Source organism: Alcaligenes sp. Marseille-Q7550 (genome assembly GCF_965112015.1).
The window spans coordinates 824669-842887 of sequence record NZ_CBCOPU010000002.1 but is presented as its reverse complement, the minus strand read 5'-3'; the positions used below and the strand labels follow the sequence as shown (position 1 = coordinate 842887).

17 protein-coding genes, 1 tRNA gene and 1 pseudogene are annotated in these 18219 nt (G+C 65.2%); 14 read left to right on the top strand and 5 right to left on the bottom strand.

Translation table 11 applies throughout. The annotated features are described in order from the left end of the window. The first annotated feature begins 18 nt into the window (after nucleotides 1-18). The 6 genes from ACWPWO_RS13380 (at nucleotide 19) to ACWPWO_RS13355 (ending at nucleotide 4689) form a co-directional block, all read left to right on the top strand. The gene (locus tag ACWPWO_RS13380) at nucleotides 19-654 is read left to right on the top strand and encodes a YbhB/YbcL family Raf kinase inhibitor-like protein (protein ID WP_454006994.1); all 636 of its coding nucleotides are present in this window, start codon (nucleotides 19-21) and stop codon (nucleotides 652-654) included. Nucleotides 655-835: 181 nt separating this feature from the next. Then, complete coding sequence (gene glyA / locus ACWPWO_RS13375; RefSeq protein WP_454006993.1) at nucleotides 836-2083, top strand: serine hydroxymethyltransferase; 1248 nt, start codon at nucleotides 836-838, stop codon at nucleotides 2081-2083. Nucleotides 2084-2119: 36 nt separating this feature from the next. Continuing rightward, nucleotides 2120-2581 carry a transcriptional regulator NrdR gene (gene nrdR, locus ACWPWO_RS13370; RefSeq protein ID WP_394061772.1) on the top strand — a complete coding sequence of 154 codons (462 nt, stop codon included), beginning with the start codon at nucleotides 2120-2122 and terminating at the stop codon, nucleotides 2579-2581. A 14-nt stretch (nucleotides 2582-2595) separates the two neighbouring features. Next, the gene (gene ribD / locus ACWPWO_RS13365) at nucleotides 2596-3738 is read left to right on the top strand and encodes a bifunctional diaminohydroxyphosphoribosylaminopyrimidine deaminase/5-amino-6-(5-phosphoribosylamino)uracil reductase RibD (protein ID WP_454006992.1); all 1143 of its coding nucleotides are present in this window, start codon (nucleotides 2596-2598) and stop codon (nucleotides 3736-3738) included. 55 nt (nucleotides 3739-3793) lie between these two features. After that, complete coding sequence (locus tag ACWPWO_RS13360; RefSeq protein WP_454006991.1) at nucleotides 3794-4417, top strand: riboflavin synthase; 624 nt, start codon at nucleotides 3794-3796, stop codon at nucleotides 4415-4417. 182 nt (nucleotides 4418-4599) lie between these two features. Further along, nucleotides 4600-4689: transfer RNA gene (locus tag ACWPWO_RS13355), tRNA-Ser, on the top strand. A 359-nt stretch (nucleotides 4690-5048) separates the two neighbouring features. Here the strand turns inward: ACWPWO_RS13355 and ACWPWO_RS13350 are convergent. Then, on the bottom strand, nucleotides 5049-5909 hold the full coding sequence (locus ACWPWO_RS13350; protein WP_454006990.1) for a LysR substrate-binding domain-containing protein: 861 nt from the start codon (nucleotides 5907-5909) through the stop codon (nucleotides 5049-5051). 358 nt (nucleotides 5910-6267) lie between these two features. Between ACWPWO_RS13350 and ACWPWO_RS13345 the strand changes: the two genes are divergently transcribed. Next, on the top strand, nucleotides 6268-6885 hold the full coding sequence (locus tag ACWPWO_RS13345; RefSeq protein WP_454006989.1) for a LysE family translocator: 618 nt from the start codon (nucleotides 6268-6270) through the stop codon (nucleotides 6883-6885). Nucleotides 6886-6902: 17 nt separating this feature from the next. On the opposite strand, the gene ACWPWO_RS13340 is transcribed toward ACWPWO_RS13345, so the two are convergent. Beyond that, nucleotides 6903-7421 carry a hypothetical protein gene (locus ACWPWO_RS13340; protein WP_454006988.1) on the bottom strand — a complete coding sequence of 173 codons (519 nt, stop codon included), beginning with the start codon at nucleotides 7419-7421 and terminating at the stop codon, nucleotides 6903-6905. A gap of 155 nt (nucleotides 7422-7576) precedes the next feature. On the opposite strand from ACWPWO_RS13340, the gene ACWPWO_RS13335 reads away from it, so the two are divergent. Beyond that, nucleotides 7577-8134 (top strand): DUF2478 domain-containing protein, encoded by a 558-nt coding sequence (locus tag ACWPWO_RS13335; RefSeq protein ID WP_454006987.1) that lies wholly within the window; start codon nucleotides 7577-7579, stop codon nucleotides 8132-8134. Here ACWPWO_RS13335 and ACWPWO_RS13330 read toward each other — a convergent pair. Then, nucleotides 8088-9278, bottom strand: coding sequence for a DUF418 domain-containing protein (locus ACWPWO_RS13330; RefSeq protein ID WP_454006986.1), 1191 nt, complete (start codon nucleotides 9276-9278; stop codon nucleotides 8088-8090). The two genes, ACWPWO_RS13335 and ACWPWO_RS13330, sit on opposite strands and share 47 nt — an antisense overlap. A gap of 160 nt (nucleotides 9279-9438) precedes the next feature. On the opposite strand from ACWPWO_RS13330, the gene ACWPWO_RS13325 reads away from it, so the two are divergent. From ACWPWO_RS13325 to ACWPWO_RS13300, 6 genes are all read left to right on the top strand, one after another. Beyond that, nucleotides 9439-10305 carry a LysR family transcriptional regulator gene (locus tag ACWPWO_RS13325; RefSeq protein WP_454006985.1) on the top strand — a complete coding sequence of 289 codons (867 nt, stop codon included), beginning with the start codon at nucleotides 9439-9441 and terminating at the stop codon, nucleotides 10303-10305. Nucleotides 10306-10534: 229 nt separating this feature from the next. Further along, complete coding sequence (locus tag ACWPWO_RS13320; protein WP_454006984.1) at nucleotides 10535-11926, top strand: cytochrome ubiquinol oxidase subunit I; 1392 nt, start codon at nucleotides 10535-10537, stop codon at nucleotides 11924-11926. A 4-nt stretch (nucleotides 11927-11930) separates the two neighbouring features. Further along, nucleotides 11931-12932, top strand: a complete 1002-nt coding sequence (gene cydB / locus ACWPWO_RS13315) for a cytochrome d ubiquinol oxidase subunit II (RefSeq protein ID WP_454006983.1) — start codon at nucleotides 11931-11933, stop codon at nucleotides 12930-12932. Nucleotides 12933-12964: 32 nt separating this feature from the next. Further along, nucleotides 12965-13081 carry a DUF2474 domain-containing protein gene (locus ACWPWO_RS13310; protein ID WP_394061734.1) on the top strand — a complete coding sequence of 39 codons (117 nt, stop codon included), beginning with the start codon at nucleotides 12965-12967 and terminating at the stop codon, nucleotides 13079-13081. 135 nt (nucleotides 13082-13216) lie between these two features. Then, a complete protein-coding gene (locus ACWPWO_RS13305) occupies nucleotides 13217-15514 on the top strand; it encodes a molybdopterin-dependent oxidoreductase (RefSeq protein WP_454006982.1) in 2298 nt (765 codons plus the stop codon). 57 nt (nucleotides 15515-15571) lie between these two features. Beyond that, nucleotides 15572-16321 (top strand): IclR family transcriptional regulator, encoded by a 750-nt coding sequence (locus ACWPWO_RS13300; RefSeq protein WP_454006981.1) that lies wholly within the window; start codon nucleotides 15572-15574, stop codon nucleotides 16319-16321. Here the strand turns inward: ACWPWO_RS13300 and ACWPWO_RS13295 are convergent. Both ACWPWO_RS13295 and ACWPWO_RS13290 read right to left on the bottom strand, forming a co-directional pair. Further along, complete coding sequence (locus ACWPWO_RS13295) at nucleotides 16306-17070, bottom strand: enoyl-CoA hydratase/isomerase family protein (protein ID WP_454006980.1); 765 nt, start codon at nucleotides 17068-17070, stop codon at nucleotides 16306-16308. The genes ACWPWO_RS13300 and ACWPWO_RS13295 overlap by 16 nt on opposite strands. Then, nucleotides 17067-18215, bottom strand: a pseudogene (locus ACWPWO_RS13290) (CaiB/BaiF CoA transferase family protein). The gene ACWPWO_RS13295 and the pseudogene ACWPWO_RS13290 overlap by 4 nt, the downstream one beginning before the upstream one ends. Between the last annotated feature and the right edge of the window lie 4 nt (nucleotides 18216-18219).

Below are 18219 nucleotides of genomic sequence, written 5' to 3'. Positions count from 1 at the left end.
TGATTGTGGAGGTCTGCAATGAAACTGCGTAGTGATTCTTTCCAGGACCAGGGCGTCATCCCCGAGCGTCTGGCTTTCTGCCGGTACGACGCCCAGTCCCATGTTGCCCTGGCGGGCAATGCCAATCCGCATCTGGAGTGGTCGGACGCGCCCGAGCAGACCCAGTCCTACGTGGTGATCTGCCACGACCCCGACGTCCCCAGCCGCCCGGACGACGTCAACCAGCCCGGGCGCGAAGTGCCGGCGGATCTGCCCCGGGTGGATTTCTTCCACTGGGTGCTGATCAATGTGTCCGCCAGCGTCACCACGCTGGCCGAAGGTTCGTACTCCAAGGGCATCACGCCCAGGGGCAAGGCCGGCCCGCTGGCGCTGGACGGCACGCGCCAGGGCGTCAACGACTACACCGGCTGGTTCGCCAACGACCGCGACATGAACGGCGACTACTTCGGCTACGACGGCCCGTGCCCGCCCTGGAACGACGCCCTGCCGCATCGTTACGTGTTCACGGTCTATGCGCTGGATGTGGCCGAGCTGCCGCTGGAAGGCCGCTTCACCGGCCAGGACGTGCTGCGCGCCATGGAGGGCCACATCCTGGCCAAGGCGTCCATCACCGGGCTGTATACGCTCAACCCGCGCCTGATCCAGCAATCCTGACGCAAGCGGCGGGCTTGTTGAGCAATGCTCATATTGTCTTGAGCCCGCCTCCTTCCGCCCGGCTTTTTACCCGGGTTTGCGTGGTTTCCGGCGTGAAAGCCGCCGGATGCGGCGGATCGGCCCGCATCCGCGCTAAAATGTCGCTTTCTTGTTTGCTTCCACTTAAGCGTTAGGAACCCTCGTGTTTGACCGTTCTGCCACTCTCGACAAAGTCGATCCCGAGCTCTGGGCCGCCATTCAGAAAGAAGACGTGCGCCAGGAGCAGCACATCGAGCTGATCGCCTCTGAGAACTACACCAGCCCAGCCGTGATGCAAGCCCAGGGCACGCAGCTGACGAACAAGTATGCAGAGGGTTACCCCGGCAAGCGCTACTGCGGCGGTTGCGAATACGTGGACGTGGTGGAGCAACTGGCCATCGACCGCCTGAAGGAACTGTTCGGCGCCGAGGCCGCCAACGTGCAGCCCAACTCGGGCTCGCAGGCCAACCAGGGCGTGTACATGGCCGTGCTCAAGCCCGGCGACACGGTGCTTGGCATGAGCCTGGCCGAAGGCGGCCACCTGACGCACGGCTCGCCCGTGAACGCCTCGGGCAAGCTGTACAACTTCGTGTCCTACGGCCTGAACGCCGACGAGGAAATCGACTACGAGCGTCTGGAGCAACTGGCCAAGGAGCACAAGCCCAAGCTGATCGTGGGCGGCGCTTCGGCCTACGCGCTGCGCATCGATTTCGAGCGCATGGCCCGCATCGCCCATGAGAACGGCGCGCTGTTCATGGTGGACATCGCCCACTACGCCGGCCTGGTCGCCGGCGGCGCCTATCCCAACCCCGTGCCGCACGCCGACTTCGTCACCTCCACCACGCACAAGTCCCTGCGCGGTCCGCGCGGCGGCGTCATCATGATGAAGGCCGAGCACGAGAAAGCCATCAACTCCGCCATCTTCCCCGGCATCCAGGGCGGTCCGCTGATGCACGTCATCGCCGGCAAGGCCGTAGCCTTCAAGGAAGCGCTGGCTCCCGAGTTCAAGACTTACGCCGCCCAGGTGGTCAAGAACGCCGATGTCCTGGCCCGCACCCTGGTGGAGCGCGGCCTGCGCATCGTCTCCGGCCGTACCGAAAGCCACGTGATGCTGGTCGACCTGCGCGCCAAGGGCATCACCGGCAAGGTGGCCGAAGAAGCCCTGGGCAAGGCCCACATCACGGTCAACAAGAACGCCATTCCGAACGACCCCGAAAAGCCCTTCGTCACCAGCGGCATCCGCCTGGGAACGCCTGCCATGACTACCCGCGGCTTCACCGAAGCCGAGGCCGAGCAGACGGCTCACCTGATCGCCGACGTGCTGGACAACCCGCATGACGAAGCCGTGCTGGCCGACGTTCGCCGCCGCGTGCACGAGCTGACCTCCAAGCTGCCCGTGTACTCCAAATAATCAGCCCGGAGCGGGCCGCAAGGCCCGCGATCTTGAATGAAGTGTCCGTTCTGTCATCATGTCGATACCCAGGTGATTGATTCCCGCATCACCGAAGAAGGCGACGCCATCCGGCGGCGGCGCAAGTGTTCGGCCTGTGAACGGCGTTTCACCACCTACGAACGCTCGGAGCTGAGCCTGCCCGTGGTGGCCAAGCGCAACGGCACGCGCATGGATTTCGATCCCGCGCGCCTGCGCGCCAGCATGGGCGTGGCGCTGCGCAAGCGTCCCGTACCCATGCAGCAGGTCGATGCCGCCGTGCAGCGCATCGAGGAAAAACTCCAGCTGACCGGCGAACGGGAGGTCTCTTCCGAGACTATCGGCGAGCTGGTCATGGCCGAACTCAAGCAGCTCGACCAGGTCGCCTATGTGCGTTTCGCCTCGGTCTACAAGAGCTTCAAGGACATCCGCGAGTTCGTGCAGGCCATCGACGAAATGAACGAGCCCAGCCGGTCCTGAACCGGATTGCCGCCATGCTGGATCAACACGACTACGACTGGATGCGGCAGGCTCTGGCGCTGGCCCGGCAGTCGCTGTACATCACCGCTCCCAATCCCCGCGTCGCCTGCCTGATCGTGCGCGACGGCCAATTGCTGGCTAGCGGCGCCACGCAGCAGGCGGGCGGTCCGCACGCGGAAGTCATGGCCTTGCGCCAGGCCCGCGAGCGCGGCGTGGACGTGCGCGGCGCGACCTTCTATGTCACCCTGGAGCCGTGCAGTCATCACGGCCGCACGCCGCCTTGCGCCGAGGCGTTGGTCGCGGCCGCTCCGGCGCGGGTGGTCGTGGCCATGCTCGATCCCAATCCGCTGGTGGCGGGCCGGGGGCTGGCCCGCTTGCGGCAGGCCGGCATCGCTGTGGACGGTCCCTTGTGCGTGGAGCAGGCGCTGGAAATCAACGCGGGCTTCTTCGCCCGCATGACCCGCTCCCGGCCCTGGCTGTGGCTGAAGATGGCGGCCTCGCTGGATGGCCGCAGCGCCCTGTCCGACGGCCGGTCCCAATGGATCACCGGGCCGCAGGCGCGCGATGACGGCCATCATTGGCGCGCGCGCAGCTGCGTGGTGCTGACCGGCATAGGGACGGTGCAGGCCGACAATCCGCGCCTGAACGTGCGGGCTGTCGACACGCCGCGCCCGCCCATCAAGGCGGTGCTGGACACGCAGTTGAAGCTGGCTCCGCAGGCCGCCTTGCTCGACGGTTCGGTCTGCTGGGTCTTCAGCCACCGCCGCGATCCGCAGCGCGAGGCGCAACTGGCCGAGCGCAACGCCCAAGTCATCCACATGCCCCTGCGCGACGGCCATGTGGATGTGCACGCCGTGCTGGACTGGATGGCGGGGCAGCAGGTCAATGAAGTGCACGCCGAGGCGGGGGCGACCTTGTCCGGCGCCTTGCTGGACGCCGGCGTGGTGGACCAGCTGCTGATGTACGTGGCGCCCAAGGTCCTGGGCCAGGGCAGGGGCGTGGCCGATATCGCCGCCCTGTCGGGGCTGGACGCCGTGCAACCGTTTGAATTCACCGATCTGCGCCTGCTGGGACAGGATGCCCGCCTGCTGGCCCGCCAGCGCGACCATTGGGCGGCCTTGCTGCAGTCCGTGGGCGGGGCAGACCGTTCCGATTGATCACGCACCGCAAGGTGCGGGGCGAAGACGCCCTTTTTTCTGCAAGAGGCTTATTGTGTTTACAGGTATCGTGGCCGCCGTAGGCCGAATCACCAAAGTCACCCCCCTGCTGCAAGGCCAGGAGGACGCCGGCGTGCGTCTGGAAATCGATGCCCGCGGCCCGCCCCCGGGCGAGGCGCGCCTGGGCGATTCCATCGCCATCCAGGGCGCCTGCATGACGGCCGTCGAACTGGGCGACAATTCCTTCGTGGTCGACGTCTCGCGCGAAAGCCTGAACCGTACGGTGGGGCTGGACCAGCCCGGCGAAGTCAACCTGGAGCACGCGCTGCGCCTGGGCGACTCCCTGGACGGCCACATCGTTTCGGGCCACGTGGACGGCGTGGGCACGGTCAGCCATTTCGAGCCTATCGGAGAATCGTGGGACCTGCGCATCCAGGCGCCGGTGGATATGGCGCGCTATTTCGCCTACAAGGGCTCGGTCACCGTCAACGGCGTGAGCCTGACCGTGAACCAGGTCGAGGACAACGCGCAGGGTTGCGAGATCCGCACCAACCCGATCCCGCATACCGTGCAGGCCACGACCTTGAAGAACCTGCGCGCCGGCAGCCGAGTCAATCTGGAAGTGGACACCATCGCCCGTTACGTGGAGCGCATGTTCAGCCTGCAGCAACGCGGCTGACGCTCGCCGGCACGAAGGCCGCTTTCCGCCCGGGGGCGGCTGTTCATGACGCAGACGCGCCCTGTTATTTGCACCATGTTCTGCTGGAGCTCAAACTTGGGCTTGCAAAGCAGGAGAGAATACTGCTAATATTATGGACTTGGCATCAGATGCTTTAAAAGCAGCGTGCCAAGCCAGAATCAGGACAGGTGGCCGAGTGGTTGAAGGCGCACGCCTGGAAAGCGTGTATACGTGAATAGCGTATCGGGGGTTCGAATCCCCCCTGTCCGCCAAAAAACCCCATATAAAACAAAAAAACCAGGGTTTGATGCCCGTTACTTTAATGACACACTTCTTCCAGCCTGTTTGCACAGATCACGGTACGCTTGCCTAGTGTTGGCTGAATTAAAATCAGGCGTTTCAGAACTTAAAAATCCGGCTTATGGCCGGGTTTTTTTGATTTTCACTTTTTGAATAGGAAGGCTTTGATCAGCTTTACGGTCAAATAGGGAAACTCATGGAAAAAATGTGCTCATCTATGCCGACCTTGGCACCATCAGGCTTGCTGGCGGATCTGCCTGAAATGACATTGCGCCAGACGGAATCGTAGCCGTGGGCAGGCGAAGCGCCTGCAACCGGCGCTGTGCGGTGCTTATTGGGCGTGCAGCTGCTCGCAAAGCCAATCGGCAAAAACCTGCGCCCGAGGGTCCTCGCTGAGGGGCTGCGGAGACAACAGGTAGTAGGCCGAGCCGTCAGCTACGAACCCGTGCGGAGCGATCAATTGACCGCTGCGGATCTCGTCCTGCACCATCAGGCGCGAGACGATGGCAATGCCCTGGCCGGTAAGCGCCGCCTGGATGCAGAGGTAGAAGTGATCCAGTTGCAGTTTCGTTGCGTGTCGCGTAGAGAGGCGGCTTACCCTGGCCCACGTGGCCCACGCCTGCGGCCGTGAGGTGGTATGGATCAGGACCTGGCCTCGTTCGCCGAACGCATGCGGATAGCTTGGATGGCATACGGGACCGATCATTTCATCGCATAGCCTGAGGCCGCACACCGAGCCGGCCCAGTGGAAATCGTCTCGCCGTATGGCCAGGTCTATCCCCATCTTGAGGAAGTTCACCGGTCCGCCCGCTGTCATGAGGTGGATCGTGATCGTGGGATGCTGGGCATGAAATTGCCCAAGCCGCGGGATCAGCCATTTCATCGCGATCGTGGGTTCGCAGGAGACGACCAGGGCGTGCTTGCGCTGCGTCTGCTGCAACTGGTGGACGACGTCCTCCAGCCGCTCGAACATCGGCGTCGTGACGTGCTTGAGCTGGTGGCCGGCGGGCGTCAAGAACACTGCGCGATTGCGCCTTTCGAAGAGTTGCACGCCCAATGACGCTTCCAAGGCCCGGATCTGCCGGCTCACCGCTCCATGGGTGACGTGCAGGGCGTCGGCTGCCTGTACGAAGCTGCCGGTCTGCGCTGCAACATCGAAATAGCGGAATGCGGTGAGGTTTGGAATAGACATCGTGGATGAAAACTCACGGAAAAGTGATAGCAAACATCGTTTTTAAATCAGCACGCCAACAATGATAATGGCATGGCGCGAAGCTTGCGTGCCGCTGAGAGAAACGTTGATTTCCCGAGCTTTCGAGCCGGCCATGCAACGCGGTCAAGAAAGAATCCGGAGCACAGGAGCAAGCCGGCCTTGCGAATTATTTGCACGATGTGCGTGCACATATCGCGGGACCTGATTGCATGTTCTTGACTCGACCCATGCACGGCGTCACGCCCATCATGCCGGAAGACGGGGATATGCCCGGTTATCGCGATGTGCTGATGATCACCTTCCGCAAGACATAGTTTCAACCCGTCTGGACGAGAGAATGCACGAACTCATTGCCGTTGCCACCATCACTATCCTGGCCGTGATCAGTCCGGGGCCCGACTTTGCCATGGTCACCCGCAACGGTTATTTATTCGGCCGCAAGATCGGCCTCATTTCCGCCTTGGGCATCGCAGCCGGGGTTCAGGTGCATGTGTTCTATACAGTGCTGGGGATTGCGGTGCTGATCACTCGATCACCCAGCCTGTTCCTGGCCATGAAAGTGGCCGGAGCCGCGTACTTGATGTACTTGGGCTACCAGTCCTTCACGAATCGCACCCTCATCAAGACCGACTCGGCGCCAGGCCATCTGCCCACCAACCGGCAGGCATTCGGCATGGGGTTCTTCACCAATGCGCTCAATCCCAAGACCATGTTGTTCGTGGTGGCCACATTCACGCAGGTCGTGGAGCCGGGAGCGCCGTTCTGGCTGAATTTCTCCTATGGTTTTTTCATGTCGTTTGCGCATTGGGCATGGTTCAGCATTGTGGCCATCGTGTTTTCCGAGAAACGCCTGCGCGCCGCCATGCTGGCCAAGCAAAGGGCAGTGGATGTACTTATTGGCGCGGCGCTGTTCGGGCTCGGCGGCTCGCTGCTTTTCGCAAATTCAACCGTCTGACAGGAATTGTCCGCAAGTCATGGAGAGGTGGATCGATTTTCAAACGCTCCGGCCCTTGCAGGCGCGCTGGCAAGTTCGATCTGGTCGCCCTGCATTTGCCATGAGCCTTGCGTATACGTGAGCGCTGCGCCGTAGCCCATGCCAAACTTGAAACGAGGGTCATCGGTCAACTGCAGTTCGCTGTTGACTCCGCCGTCGACATCTTCCATGTAGTAATGACCTACGACGGCGGCGGGTTCTATGTTTGATTTTTTCTCCGCCCACGACGGCGAAGACATGATCAGGCCGGCAAGCGCTACGCTTGAAAAAGAGGCCAGACTGATCACCTGGCTAGCCGTTTTTTTCTTTGGCAGGTGTTTTCTGGCTTTAGAGAGCAGGCTAGTGCCTGCATGATAAAACCCCTGAGAGCGCCTGCAGACATGGGCGAAAAAGCGCATTCTATCAGGGCAGTTTCTGTGCTTGCGGAGAAATCCGAATATGGTGGGTGTTGAAGGTCTTGCCCGGCATTTTCTTTGGGCCTTTTCTTTCGCCGCCATGTACAGGCTGCGTTATGGTTGCACATATACAGCGAATTCGCTTCCTGCTACGATGTTCCGGCTTTTCAGGCCGGACCGCTCCCGTATTTCCTGGCGGCCTGTCTTCTCCGGATGCTCATCCGGCGCTTTTTATCGCTGAATGTGGAGTGCTCCCCATGGATGTCATTGAACCGTCTTTTGCGCTTGGCGCCATCGTGCATGCCGGCAAGGGCAGCGCGGACGCCGTGCTGCTGGGTTTCGCGCAGCGGCTGAGCGAACAGGGACTGGTCGTGCGTGGACTGGTGCCTGGGCCGCAGGCCGACCCCGGCGATTGCGCCGCCCGCACGGTACGTGACCTGGAGACCGGCGACATCTATCCCATAGGCCAGAACCTGGGCAAGCAGTCCGGCGCCTGCTGCCTGGATCCAGGCGCCTTGCTGGCGGCCGGCGTCGTCCTGCGGCGCGCGCTGGAAGGGCCCGCCGATCTGGTCATCGTCAATCGTTTCGGCATCCAGGAGGCGGCGGGCGATGGATTCTGCGCTGAGTTCCTTGAACTGATCACCCGCGGCTATCCGCTGCTGACGGTGGTTTCCCACACTTATCTGCCGGCCTGGCGCGAGTTCACGGGCGGCATGGCCACGGAGCTGAGCGCCGATGCCGAGGCCTTGCTGGCCTGGTTCGAGCGGATCAGGAGCCGACCGCCGACCGCAGCGGCGCCCAGCGCCAGTGCGTGAAGCTGCGCAGCAGCCATTCGGCGGGGCCGTACTGGAAGCGCTTCAGCCACAGGCGGCTCAGCAGGCACTGGCTCAGGTACAGCGTCAACGCGATGGCGTAGGCGGCCGATGAGGACATCCGGCCGATGAGCCCCAGTCCCACGCCGTAGAACAGGAATACGCAGGCCAGCGATTGCAGCAGGTAGTTGGACAGCGCCATGCGGCCGGCAGGCGCAAGCAGGAACCGCATGAATCCGCTTGCCGCGCCCCGGTAGGCTTTCAGGGCCAGGACGCAGTACAGGCCGACCAGCAGCGGACCGGTCAGGATGGTCAGGATCAGCGCGCCGCCTTCCCAGATCGTGCCGACCAGGAAGGTGGCGGCGTAGCCGTACAGCAGGGCGGCGGGCGCGCCAACGAGCACGCCCCAGAACGCCATGCGCCGCAGCCAGGGACGATAGGCGTCCAGATGCAGGAACAATTGGCGGCGGCCGGCGATCAGGCCCAGGCAGAACATGGCGAAGGCCATTGGTCCTTGCAGCGTGGCCATGATAGGCCAGGCCTCGCGCACCACGCGCAGGTTTTCAGCAAGTACGGACGGCCAGCCGCCCTGGTAGCGGCGGGTCTGCTCCTGGATGCCGGCCAGCAGTTCAGCGGCATCGGCGGAGCCTGCGGCCTCGAACAGGATCAGGCAGGTCCACAGCAGGGCCGTTGCCGTGACCACGCCGGCTGACAGCCAGGCCAGGGTGCGGTCGCCGCAGCGTCGCACGCCCAGAAGCAGCAGGCCCGCCAGGGCGTAGATCATCAGGATGTCGCCGATGTACAGCAAGATGGCGTGCAGCAGGCCGATCAGCAGCAGGCCCAGCAGCCGGCGCAGGAAGCTGCTCGAAAAAGAGCGATTCCGGCGTTCGGCCGACATCATCTGGATGGTGAAGCTGTATCCGAACAGCAAAGAGAACAGCAGGTAAAACTTGGTCTCGAAGGCGGCGCCGACGATGTAGTCCAGCGCGCGGTCCAGCACGCCGGCGCTCATGGGATGGGGCAGGCCGGAACCATAAAAGGGCGAGGAGAACACCTTGACGTTCACCAGCAGTATGCCCAGCAGGGCAAAACCGCGCAGGCAGTCCAGGAAATCTTGTCGTTGCAGGGAGAAAGCGGCGGGCGTCACGATGGAAAAATCCAGTATCTGCGGGGGAGGCGGGATCAAACTGTTTTATAGTGCTGATCAGCGGGCCTGTTGCACTGACCGACCGTGCATCGTAGAGGACAGCCTTGAGGCAGGCAAACGATAAATTTTGGGCTTAATTGATTAGTTCTTCTTACTTGTCATGCTGAAACATTGGCCGGCCTTGAGCGCCTTGCGCGGATTCGAAGCGGCTGCCCGCCTGGGCAGTTTCCACAAAGCGGCGCAGGAGCTGCACCTGACCCAATCGGCTGTCAGCCAGCAGATCCGCAGCCTGGAGCAGTACCTCGAGCAGCCGCTGTTCGAGCGCATCGGACGCCGCATCGCCTTGACGGACGCCGGCGCGGACCTGCTCAGCACCACGCAGCATCTCTTGCAGCAACTGGCGGCCGGCATACGCCGGCTGGAGCAGTATCGCAAGCCGCACCAGGTCATCGTGAACACCACGCCGGCCTTCGCACGGCACTGGCTGCTGCCCCGGCTGGACGCTTTCCGGGCGCAGTTTCCCGAGATCGACCTGTGGCTGCTGACCACCGACGAGCCGCCGGACATGGCCGAGCAGACCATAGACCTGGCCATTCGTGATGACATCGACGAGCAGCCGGCCTGCCACTTCCTACCCCTGCTGCAGGACAGGCTGTATCCCGCCTGCCACCCCCGCCTGCTGCAGGTGCCGGCCGCGCAGCGCTTCACGTTGCACGGGGAGCGCATCATGGACTGGGCGCAATGGCAATTGCAGGGCGGCGAGGACGTGGGCCAGCGCAGCGCGGGCCTGAACTTCTCCGATCCCGGCTTGCTGCTGGACGCCGCCTGCCAGGGTCTGGGCATCGCACTGGTCAGCGAATTGCTGGCCGGGCAGGCCCGATTGGACGGGAAGCTGGCGCCCCTGTCCGAGACATTGGTGCCGGGGCCGGTATGGAATTGCCTGCTGCACGTGGACAGCGAGCGCATGGCTGATGTGCGCCGTTTCCACCAATGGCTGGAGCACGCGCTGGACGCGGCCCAGGCCTAGCCGGACGACGCGTACGCCGGCGCCGCGCCCGGCGGGCGCGCAGGCGTCCAGGCTCGCTATTTGCTGGAGGCGCACAGCGGCCTTGCCGGTGAAGGGCGGCCTTGTTCTGCCGTCCGCTGAAGAGATGCGGCATGAGGAGTCCATGCACGGGAAGGCCGGTTCGGGGGGCGTCGCACGGCTTGTCCGCGTCGAGGCTTCATTGTGATCACGCCGCGTTTGGAGCACCGCCATGCCGGATTTGAGCGCATTGGACCTGGCTCGCGTGCAGTTCGGGTTCACCATCTCTTTCCATATCATCTTCCCGGCCATCACCATCGGCCTGGCGGCCTATCTGGCGACGCTGGAGGGCTTGTGGCTCTGGACGGGCAAGATGGTCTACCGCAACCTCTATCACTTCTGGTCGCGCATCTTCGCGGTGAATTTCGGCATGGGCGTGGTCTCGGGCCTGGTGATGGCGTACCAGTTCGGCACCAACTGGAGCCGGTATTCCGAGTTCGCCGGCAGCATCACCGGTCCTTTGCTGACCTATGAAGTGCTGACGGCCTTTTTCCTGGAGGCCGGCTTTCTGGGCGTGATGCTGTTCGGCTGGAACAAGGTGGGTCCGCGCCTGCATTTCTTCGCCACCCTCATGGTGGCCCTGGGCACCCTGGTTTCGGCGACCTGGATACTGGCCTCGAACAGCTGGATGCAGACGCCGCAAGGGCATGAGGTCGTCAATGGCGTGGTCGTGCCGGTGGACTGGATCTCGGTCATCCTGAACCCGTCCTTTCCGTATCGCCTGGCGCACATGGTGATGGCGGCCTTCATCGCCACCGCCCTGATGGTGGGGGCGTCGGCCGCCTGGCACCTGCTGCGCGGCAACCGCCGGCTGGAGGTGCGCCGCATGTTCACCATGGCCATGGGCTGCCTGTTGCTGGCCGCGCCGCTGCAGATCTTCATCGGCGACCTGCACGGCCTGAATACGCTGGAGCACCAGCCCGCCAAGCTGGCCGCGATGGAGGGTCACTGGCAGAACGAACCGGGCAAGGGTGCGCCGCTGATCCTGTTCGGCTGGCCGGACATGCAGGCCGAGGCCACGCGCTACAAGATCGAGATTCCCCGCCTGGGCGGACTGATCCTGAGGCACGACTGGCACGGGCAATACCCCGGCCTGAAGGACTTTCCACCCCAGGACAGGCCCCACTCCCCCAGCGTGTTCTGGACGTTCCGCATCATGGTGGGACTGGGCCTGCTGATGCTGGCGCTGGCCGTCTGGAGCGCCGTGGCGCATTGGAGAGGGCGGGCGCATGATTCCCGCGCCCTGGCGCGCTTTGCCCTGTACATGGGGCCGGCCGGGGTGATCGCCATGCTGGCCGGCTGGCTCACCACCGAGATCGGCCGCCAGCCGTGGGTGGTGTACGGCCTGATGCGGACCGCCGATGCCGTATCGGATCATTCGGCGCAGACCTTGTCGGCGTCCCTGCTGGTGTTCCTGGTCGTGTATGCGGCCGTGTTCGGCACGGGGGCGGCTTATGTGTTCAAGCTGATCCGCCAGGGCCCGGATGCGCACGAGGTTCCGCCCGGCGGCGAGGCGCTCGACCAGCGTCCGGCCCGTCCCCTGTCCGCGGCCACAAGGAGTTGACGCCATGGGTATCGATCTTGCTCTGATCTGGTTCTTGATCATCGGCTTCGGCGTGATGATGTATGTCGTCACGGACGGCTTCGACCTGGGCATAGGGATGCTGTTTCCTTTCGTTCGCGACGCCGCCCAGCGCGATGCCATGGTCAACACGGTGGCGCCGGTCTGGGACGGCAACGAGACCTGGCTGGTGCTGGGCGGGGCCGGCCTGATGGCGGCGTTCCCCAAAGCCTATTCGATCCTGCTCAGCGCCCTGTATGCGCCCGTCATCCTGATGCTGGTGGGCCTGATCTGGCGGGGCGTGTCCTTCGAGTTCCGCTTCAAGGCCGATGAGTCGCACAAGCCGTTCTGGGACAAGGCGTTCATGCTCGGCTCGTTCGCGGCCTCTTTCTCCCAGGGCCTGATCCTGGGCGCCTTCATCGAAGGCGTGCAGCCGCGCGCCGGCGGCCAGGGGGTGATGGACTGGCTCAGCCCCTTCGCGGTCTTCACGGGCCTGGGCGTGTCGGCGGCCTATGCCCTGTTGGGAGCGACCTGGCTGGTGCTCAAGACCGAGGGCGAGCTGCAGCGGCGCATGCAGAAGCTGGCGCGGCCCATCACCTGGGGCGTGCTGCTGGCGATCGCCGTCGTCTCGGTCTGGACGCCGCTCATCAATCCGGACGTGGCCCGGCGCTGGTTCAGCCTGCCCAACATGCTGTATTTCGCGCCCGTGCCCGTGCTGGTCCTGGCATCGGCCTGGAGCTTGTTGCGCCAGCTGCGCGGCACGCCCCAGTCCGGCCCGTTCGGCTGGGCGCTGGTGCTGGTTTTCCTGGGGCATTCGGGCTTCGTGATCAGCGTCTGGCCGAACATCGTTCCGCCTTCGCTATCCATCTGGGATGCCGCCGCGCCGCCGCAGAGCCTGGGTTTCACGCTGGTGGGCGCCTTGCTCGTCATTCCCATGATCCTGACCTATTCGGCCTGGGCCTATTACGTGTTCCGCGGCAAGGTGAAGACGGGGGAGGGCTACCACTGATGGCGGCGGGCGGACCATCGCGGCGGTCGGGTTTGCTGCGCAGGCTGGGCTGGCTGGTGCTGATCTGGGCGTGCAGCGTTGCCGCGCTGGGCGCGGTCGCGCTGTTCATTCGACTGCTGATGGGCCTGGCGGGCATGAGCCCCGGCTAGGGGCGGACGGCGGCGTTCCGGCAGCTGTTCCAAATTCAGGAATAGTGTTTTATATTTTTCGCGTGGTTGATGTTTCCGTGCCGCCGCATGCGCGACGGTTTCCATTGTTCGGCCGGACAGGATGGGAAGCAATCGATGAAGCGCGAATATACCGCCGCCCATTGGGGCATTTATGAAATAGACCGTCAGGCGCCCGGGGGGCCGGATGTGCGGCCTCTGGAACAGGATCCCAACCCTTCGCCCATCGGGCAGGGCATGGTGCGGGCCAGCCTGGACCCGGCGCTGCGCGTACTGCGCCCAGCCATCCGCGAAGGCTGGCTGGAAGGACGGCGTCCGGCGCGGCGCGGCGCCGAGCCTTTTGTGCAGGTCGGCTGGGATCAGGCCCTGGAGCTGACGGCGGGGGAACTGCGCCGGGTCATCGCCGCACACGGCAACCAGGCCATCTTCGGCGGTTCCTATGGCTGGTCCAGCGCCGGGCGCTTTCACCATGCACAAAGCCAGATCCACCGTTTCCTGAACGCGCTGGGCGGCTACGTCGCCCACAAGGACAGCTACAGCCTGGGCGCGGGGCGGGTGATCATGCCGCACATCGTGGCCTCCATGGATGCCCTCATGGCCCAGCACAGTTCCTGGGACACGCTGGTGGAGCACACGCAATTGCTGCTGTGCTTTGGCGGCGCCTCGGAGAAGAATGCGCAGGTCAGCCCCGGCGGTCCGGGCCAGCATCATCTGCGCTCCAGCTTGCAGGCCATGGCGCGACGCGGCGTGGAAATGATCAACATCAGCCCGACCCGCGACGACCTGGATCCGCAGGGGGCGTTCGAATGGCTGCCGATACGGCCCGGCACGGATACGGCGCTGATCCTCGCCCTGATGCACACCCTGGTCGAGTCGGGCCTGCACGACCGCGCGTTCCTGGCCCGCTACACCGTCGGCTTCGAACGCCTGGAACCCTACCTGATGGGGCATGAGGACGGCCAAGCCAAGTCGGCGCGCTGGGCGGCGCCCATCACCGGCATCCCGGCCGAGCGCATCCGCGCCCTGGCGCTGCGCTTGGCGCAACGACGCAGCCTGATCAATATGGCCTGGTCGCTGCAGCGCGCGGATTACGGCGAGCAGCCCTTCTGGGGCCTGGTGACGCTGGCCTGCCTGCTGGGCCAGATAGGCCGGCCGGGCGGCGGCTTCGGGGTGGGTTACGGACCGGCCAACACAATGGGCAACAAGACCCGGCTGTTCTCGGGTCCCACGCTGGACCAGGGACGCAACGGCGTGACCTCTTTCATTCCCGTGGCGCGCATTGCCGACATGCTGTTGAATCCAGGCGGGCGCTTCCGCTACAACGGCGCCTGGCACGCCTATCCGGACATACGCCTGGTGTACTGGGCCGGGGGCAATCCCTTCCACCACCACCAGGACTTGAACCGTCTGGTCCAGGCCTGGCAGAAGCCCGACACCATCATCGTGCACGAACAGTACTGGACGCCCAGCGCCAAGATGGCCGACATCGTATTGCCCGCCAACACCACGTTCGAGCGCGACGACCTGGCGTATTCCAAGCGCGAGCGCTTCATGGTCTACATGAGCGCGATGGCGTCCTCTGTCGGGCAATCGCGCAGCGACTATGACATCTTCGCCGATCTGGCGGGCAGGCTGGGCGTGCAGGCCGAATTCACGCAGGGGCTGGACAGCGCGGGCTGGCTGCGCCGCCTGTACGAGGACGGCCGGCAGCGCGCCGCCGCGCAGGGCGTGAGCTTGTGCGACTACGAACAGTTCCGCGAACAGGCCCTGATCGACCTGGACCGGTCGGCCGAACCCGCCCCGGTGACGATGCTGGCCGATTTCATCCGTGATCCGCAGGCCAATCCCCTGCAGACACCCTCCGGTCGGATCGAGATCTACAGCGAGCGGATCGCGGCCATGGAGCTGCCCGATTGCGGCGGGCATGTGCACTGGTATCCCGCCCGCGAAGGGCTGGGCATGCAAGAGGCGCCCGACGCCTTTCACCTGATCACCGACCAGCCGCAGACGCGGCTGCACAGCCAACTGGACCACAGCCATTACAGCCGGCAGGACAAGATACAGGGCCGCGCGCCCGTCTGCGTGCATCCGGATGATGCGCGGCGCCTGGGCCTGGCGGAGGGACAACTGGTCCGCCTGTACAACGAACGCGGCGCCTGCCTGGCCGCCGTGCGCCTGAGCGAGGCCCTGATGCCGGGCGTGCTGCGCCTGTCCACGGGGGCCTGGTTCGATCCGGGGCGGGACGCGCGGGGCCGACCCCTGGAGCTGCACGGCAATCCCAATGTCCTGACGCGCGATGCCGGCGCTTCGGAACTGTCCCAGGGCTGCTCGGCGCAGTCCTGCCTGGTGCGGATCGAGCCTTACGCGGGCGACCCGCCGGCCCTGTCGGCCTTCGAGCCGCCGCCGCTGCGCTGAGGGCGCGCGGTTCCATGCGACAATTCACCCACTTTTAGCGATAGGCGGGAAACACGATTGGACAAGACCTTTCTCAAGGGCCTGGTGCTGCTGGAGGCCATGGCCAAGCATGAGCGCGGCTCGGGCGTGACCGAGCTGGCCAACCAGCTGATGCTGAACAAGAGCAATGTGCATCGTCTGCTTCAGGCCCTGGTGCACCAGGGCTTTGCGCGCAAGAACGAGGACACCGGCCGCTACGAACTGACCATGAAGCTCTGGGAGCTGGGTTCGGGCGTGGCCAATCGCCTGGACGTGCGGCTGGAGTCCCTGCCGTTCATGAGGGAGCTGGCCGAGCAGACGCAGGAGACCGTGCACCTGTCCATCCTGGACGGCATCGAGGTGCTGTACATCGAGAAGATCGACAGCCCGCAGCCGGTGCGCGCCTACACCACCGTGGGCGGGCGATCGCCGGCCCAGTGCGTGGCCACGGGCAAGGCCTTGCTGGCCTGGGCCCAGGAGGACACCTTGAACAGCGTCAAGAATCGCCTCAAGCCCTATACGCCGCGAACGGTGGTGAAGTTCGGCGAACTGCGCCGCGAACTGGAGGAGATCCGCGAGCGGGGCTTCGCATTGAATCGGGGCGAATGGCGCGAGCAGGTGGTGGGCGCGGCCGCGCCCATCCATGACGGGCGCGGCCAGGTGGTGGCGGCGGTCGGGATTTCAGGTCCGGCCGAGCGCCTGGACGAGGCCCGGCTGATGCAGGCCGGCCAGACCCTGATGGCGGTGGCGGCGCAGATCTCGCGTCGCCTGGGCTACAGCGGCCGCTGACCGGCGGCCGCCTGCCGGAAGGCGGCGATGCGCTCCCTGATGCCCGGCGCCGAGGCCGAGCGCGCCAGCGCCGCCATGTCGCCGTCCGGATTGTCGCCCAGGCGGGTCAGGTCCTGCAGCAGGCGGCGGCTCTCCGGACTGAGCGCCCTGGCCTGCGCGCCGGCCTGCCCGATCAGCTCCGGCCAGTCCTGAGGTTCGCGGATTTCCTGCACGAATCCCATGTCCAGGGCCTGTTCGGCGGAAAAAGTCCGGCTGGCGGCCAGCAGGTCATGAGCCCGCTGGGCGCCCACCAGCGCCGCCAGGCGGCGGGTGCCCAGCGCCAGGCCGAACTGCAGGCCGGGCATGCGAAAGCGCGCGTCGACGCTGGCCACGCGGGTTCGGCAGGCCGCCAGCAGATCCGCGCCCGCGCCGAAGTTCTGGCCGTGCGCCAGCGCCAGGGTGGCGCACGGGCTGTAGGCCAGCTTCTGCAGCAGCGTCTCTATGCGCACGAAGCGCAGCAGCAGGTCGCCCTCGCTGTGCCGTTCGTAGTCCGTGAAATCGAAGCCGGCGCTGAAGTTTCGACCTTCGCCGCGCAGCACCAGCAGATCGGCCTGCTCGTGCTCGGCCGCTCCCACGGCGGCGATCAAGGCTTCGACTAGCTCGGCGGACAGTGCATTGCGTTTGTCGGGGCGGTCCAGCGTCAGGATCCAGACGCCGCCCTGGCGCTCGATCCGCAGGCCGGCCGTCGCCGTGCCGAAAGGGTCGTTCATGTCGGCACCTCGGCGAAGACGCTGTCGTTGTGTTCGCCCAGAGCGGGCGGGTTGAGCCGCACGGGCAGGCCCCGCCCATCGATGCGTATGGGCGACACGAAGGTGCGCGTCGGGGTGTCGCCGGGCAGGGTGATGGGCTGGATCCACTGCATATGTTCGACCTGGGGGTCGCGCAGCACGTCCGAGTAGCGATTGATGGGACTGCTGGGCACGCCGCGCGCGCGGAACTCGGCCAGCCAGTGCGATGCGTCCGCCTGCATGAAAACGGCCTCCAGCAGCTCGCGCAGCGCATCCTGGTGGCGGGCGCGCAGCGAGGTGGACGTAAAGCGCTCGTCCCGGGCCAGCTCTGGTCGCCCGACGACCTCGCAGACCGACCGCCACAGGGCGTCGTTGCCCGCCGCCATGGCAAAGTAGCCGTCCTTGCAGCGGAACGCCTGATATGGAGCGTTGCGCGGGTGGGCCGAGCCCAGCTTGACCGGATCGCGCCCGCTGCCGAAGTATTCGGAAGTCTGCAGGGCGGCGATGGCCAGCGTGGTGCCCAGCATGGGCACGTCGATGTGCGCGCCCTGGCCGGTGGCGCGCGCCTGGGGCAGGGCGGCGCTGACGGCGAAGGCGGCATACAGGCCGGCGGCGAAGTCGGCCAGCGGCACGCCGCACTTGACGGGCGCGCCGTCCGGTTCGCCGGTGACGCTCATGACCCCGCTCATGGCCTGGATGGTCAGGTCGAACCCTCCTTCCTGGGAACGCGGCCCGGTCTGGCCGTAGGCGGAGATGGAGCAGTACAGCAGGCGCGGGTTGAGGGCCTTGAGGCTGTCGTAGTCCAGCTCCAGGCGCCGCATGACGCCCGGGCGGTTGTTCTCCAGCAGCACATCGGCCTCCAGCACCAGCCGGCGCGCCTTTTCCCTGTCCTCGGGACGCTTGAGGTCCAGCGTGACCTAGCGCTTGTTGCGGTTCAGGGACGCGAAGTTCTCGCTGAAGCCCTGGGTGATGGGCGGCCAGCTGCGCAGCGTGTCGCCTCCTTGCGGGTTCTCGATCTTGATGACGTCCGCCCCCATGTCGGCCAGCAGCATGCCGCAGTAGGGGCCGGCGGCCACGTTGCAGAATTCCAGTACCCGGACCCCATGCAGGGGCAATGTCTTGTCCATAGTC

What these genes read in the sequence shown, in the direction of transcription:
- ACWPWO_RS13380 (WP_454006994.1), top strand. Translation starts at nt 19, where the DNA reads ATGAAACTGCGTAGTGATTCTTTCCAGGACCAGGGCGTCATCCCCGAG.
- nrdR (WP_394061772.1), top strand. Translation starts at nt 2,120, where the DNA reads ATGAAGTGTCCGTTCTGTCATCATGTCGATACCCAGGTGATTGATTCC.
- ribD (WP_454006992.1), top strand. Translation starts at nt 2,596, where the DNA reads ATGCTGGATCAACACGACTACGACTGGATGCGGCAGGCTCTGGCGCTG.
- ACWPWO_RS13350 (WP_454006990.1), bottom strand. Translation starts at nt 5,909, where the DNA reads ATGTCTATTCCAAACCTCACCGCATTCCGCTATTTCGATGTTGCAGCG.
- ACWPWO_RS13345 (WP_454006989.1), top strand. Translation starts at nt 6,268, where the DNA reads ATGCACGAACTCATTGCCGTTGCCACCATCACTATCCTGGCCGTGATC.
- ACWPWO_RS13340 (WP_454006988.1), bottom strand. Translation starts at nt 7,421, where the DNA reads ATGGCGGCGAAAGAAAAGGCCCAAAGAAAATGCCGGGCAAGACCTTCA.
- ACWPWO_RS13335 (WP_454006987.1), top strand. Translation starts at nt 7,577, where the DNA reads ATGGATGTCATTGAACCGTCTTTTGCGCTTGGCGCCATCGTGCATGCC.
- ACWPWO_RS13325 (WP_454006985.1), top strand. Translation starts at nt 9,439, where the DNA reads ATGCTGAAACATTGGCCGGCCTTGAGCGCCTTGCGCGGATTCGAAGCG.
- ACWPWO_RS13320 (WP_454006984.1), top strand. Translation starts at nt 10,535, where the DNA reads ATGCCGGATTTGAGCGCATTGGACCTGGCTCGCGTGCAGTTCGGGTTC.
- cydB (WP_454006983.1), top strand. Translation starts at nt 11,931, where the DNA reads ATGGGTATCGATCTTGCTCTGATCTGGTTCTTGATCATCGGCTTCGGC.
- ACWPWO_RS13305 (WP_454006982.1), top strand. Translation starts at nt 13,217, where the DNA reads ATGAAGCGCGAATATACCGCCGCCCATTGGGGCATTTATGAAATAGAC.
- ACWPWO_RS13295 (WP_454006980.1), bottom strand. Translation starts at nt 17,070, where the DNA reads ATGAACGACCCTTTCGGCACGGCGACGGCCGGCCTGCGGATCGAGCGC.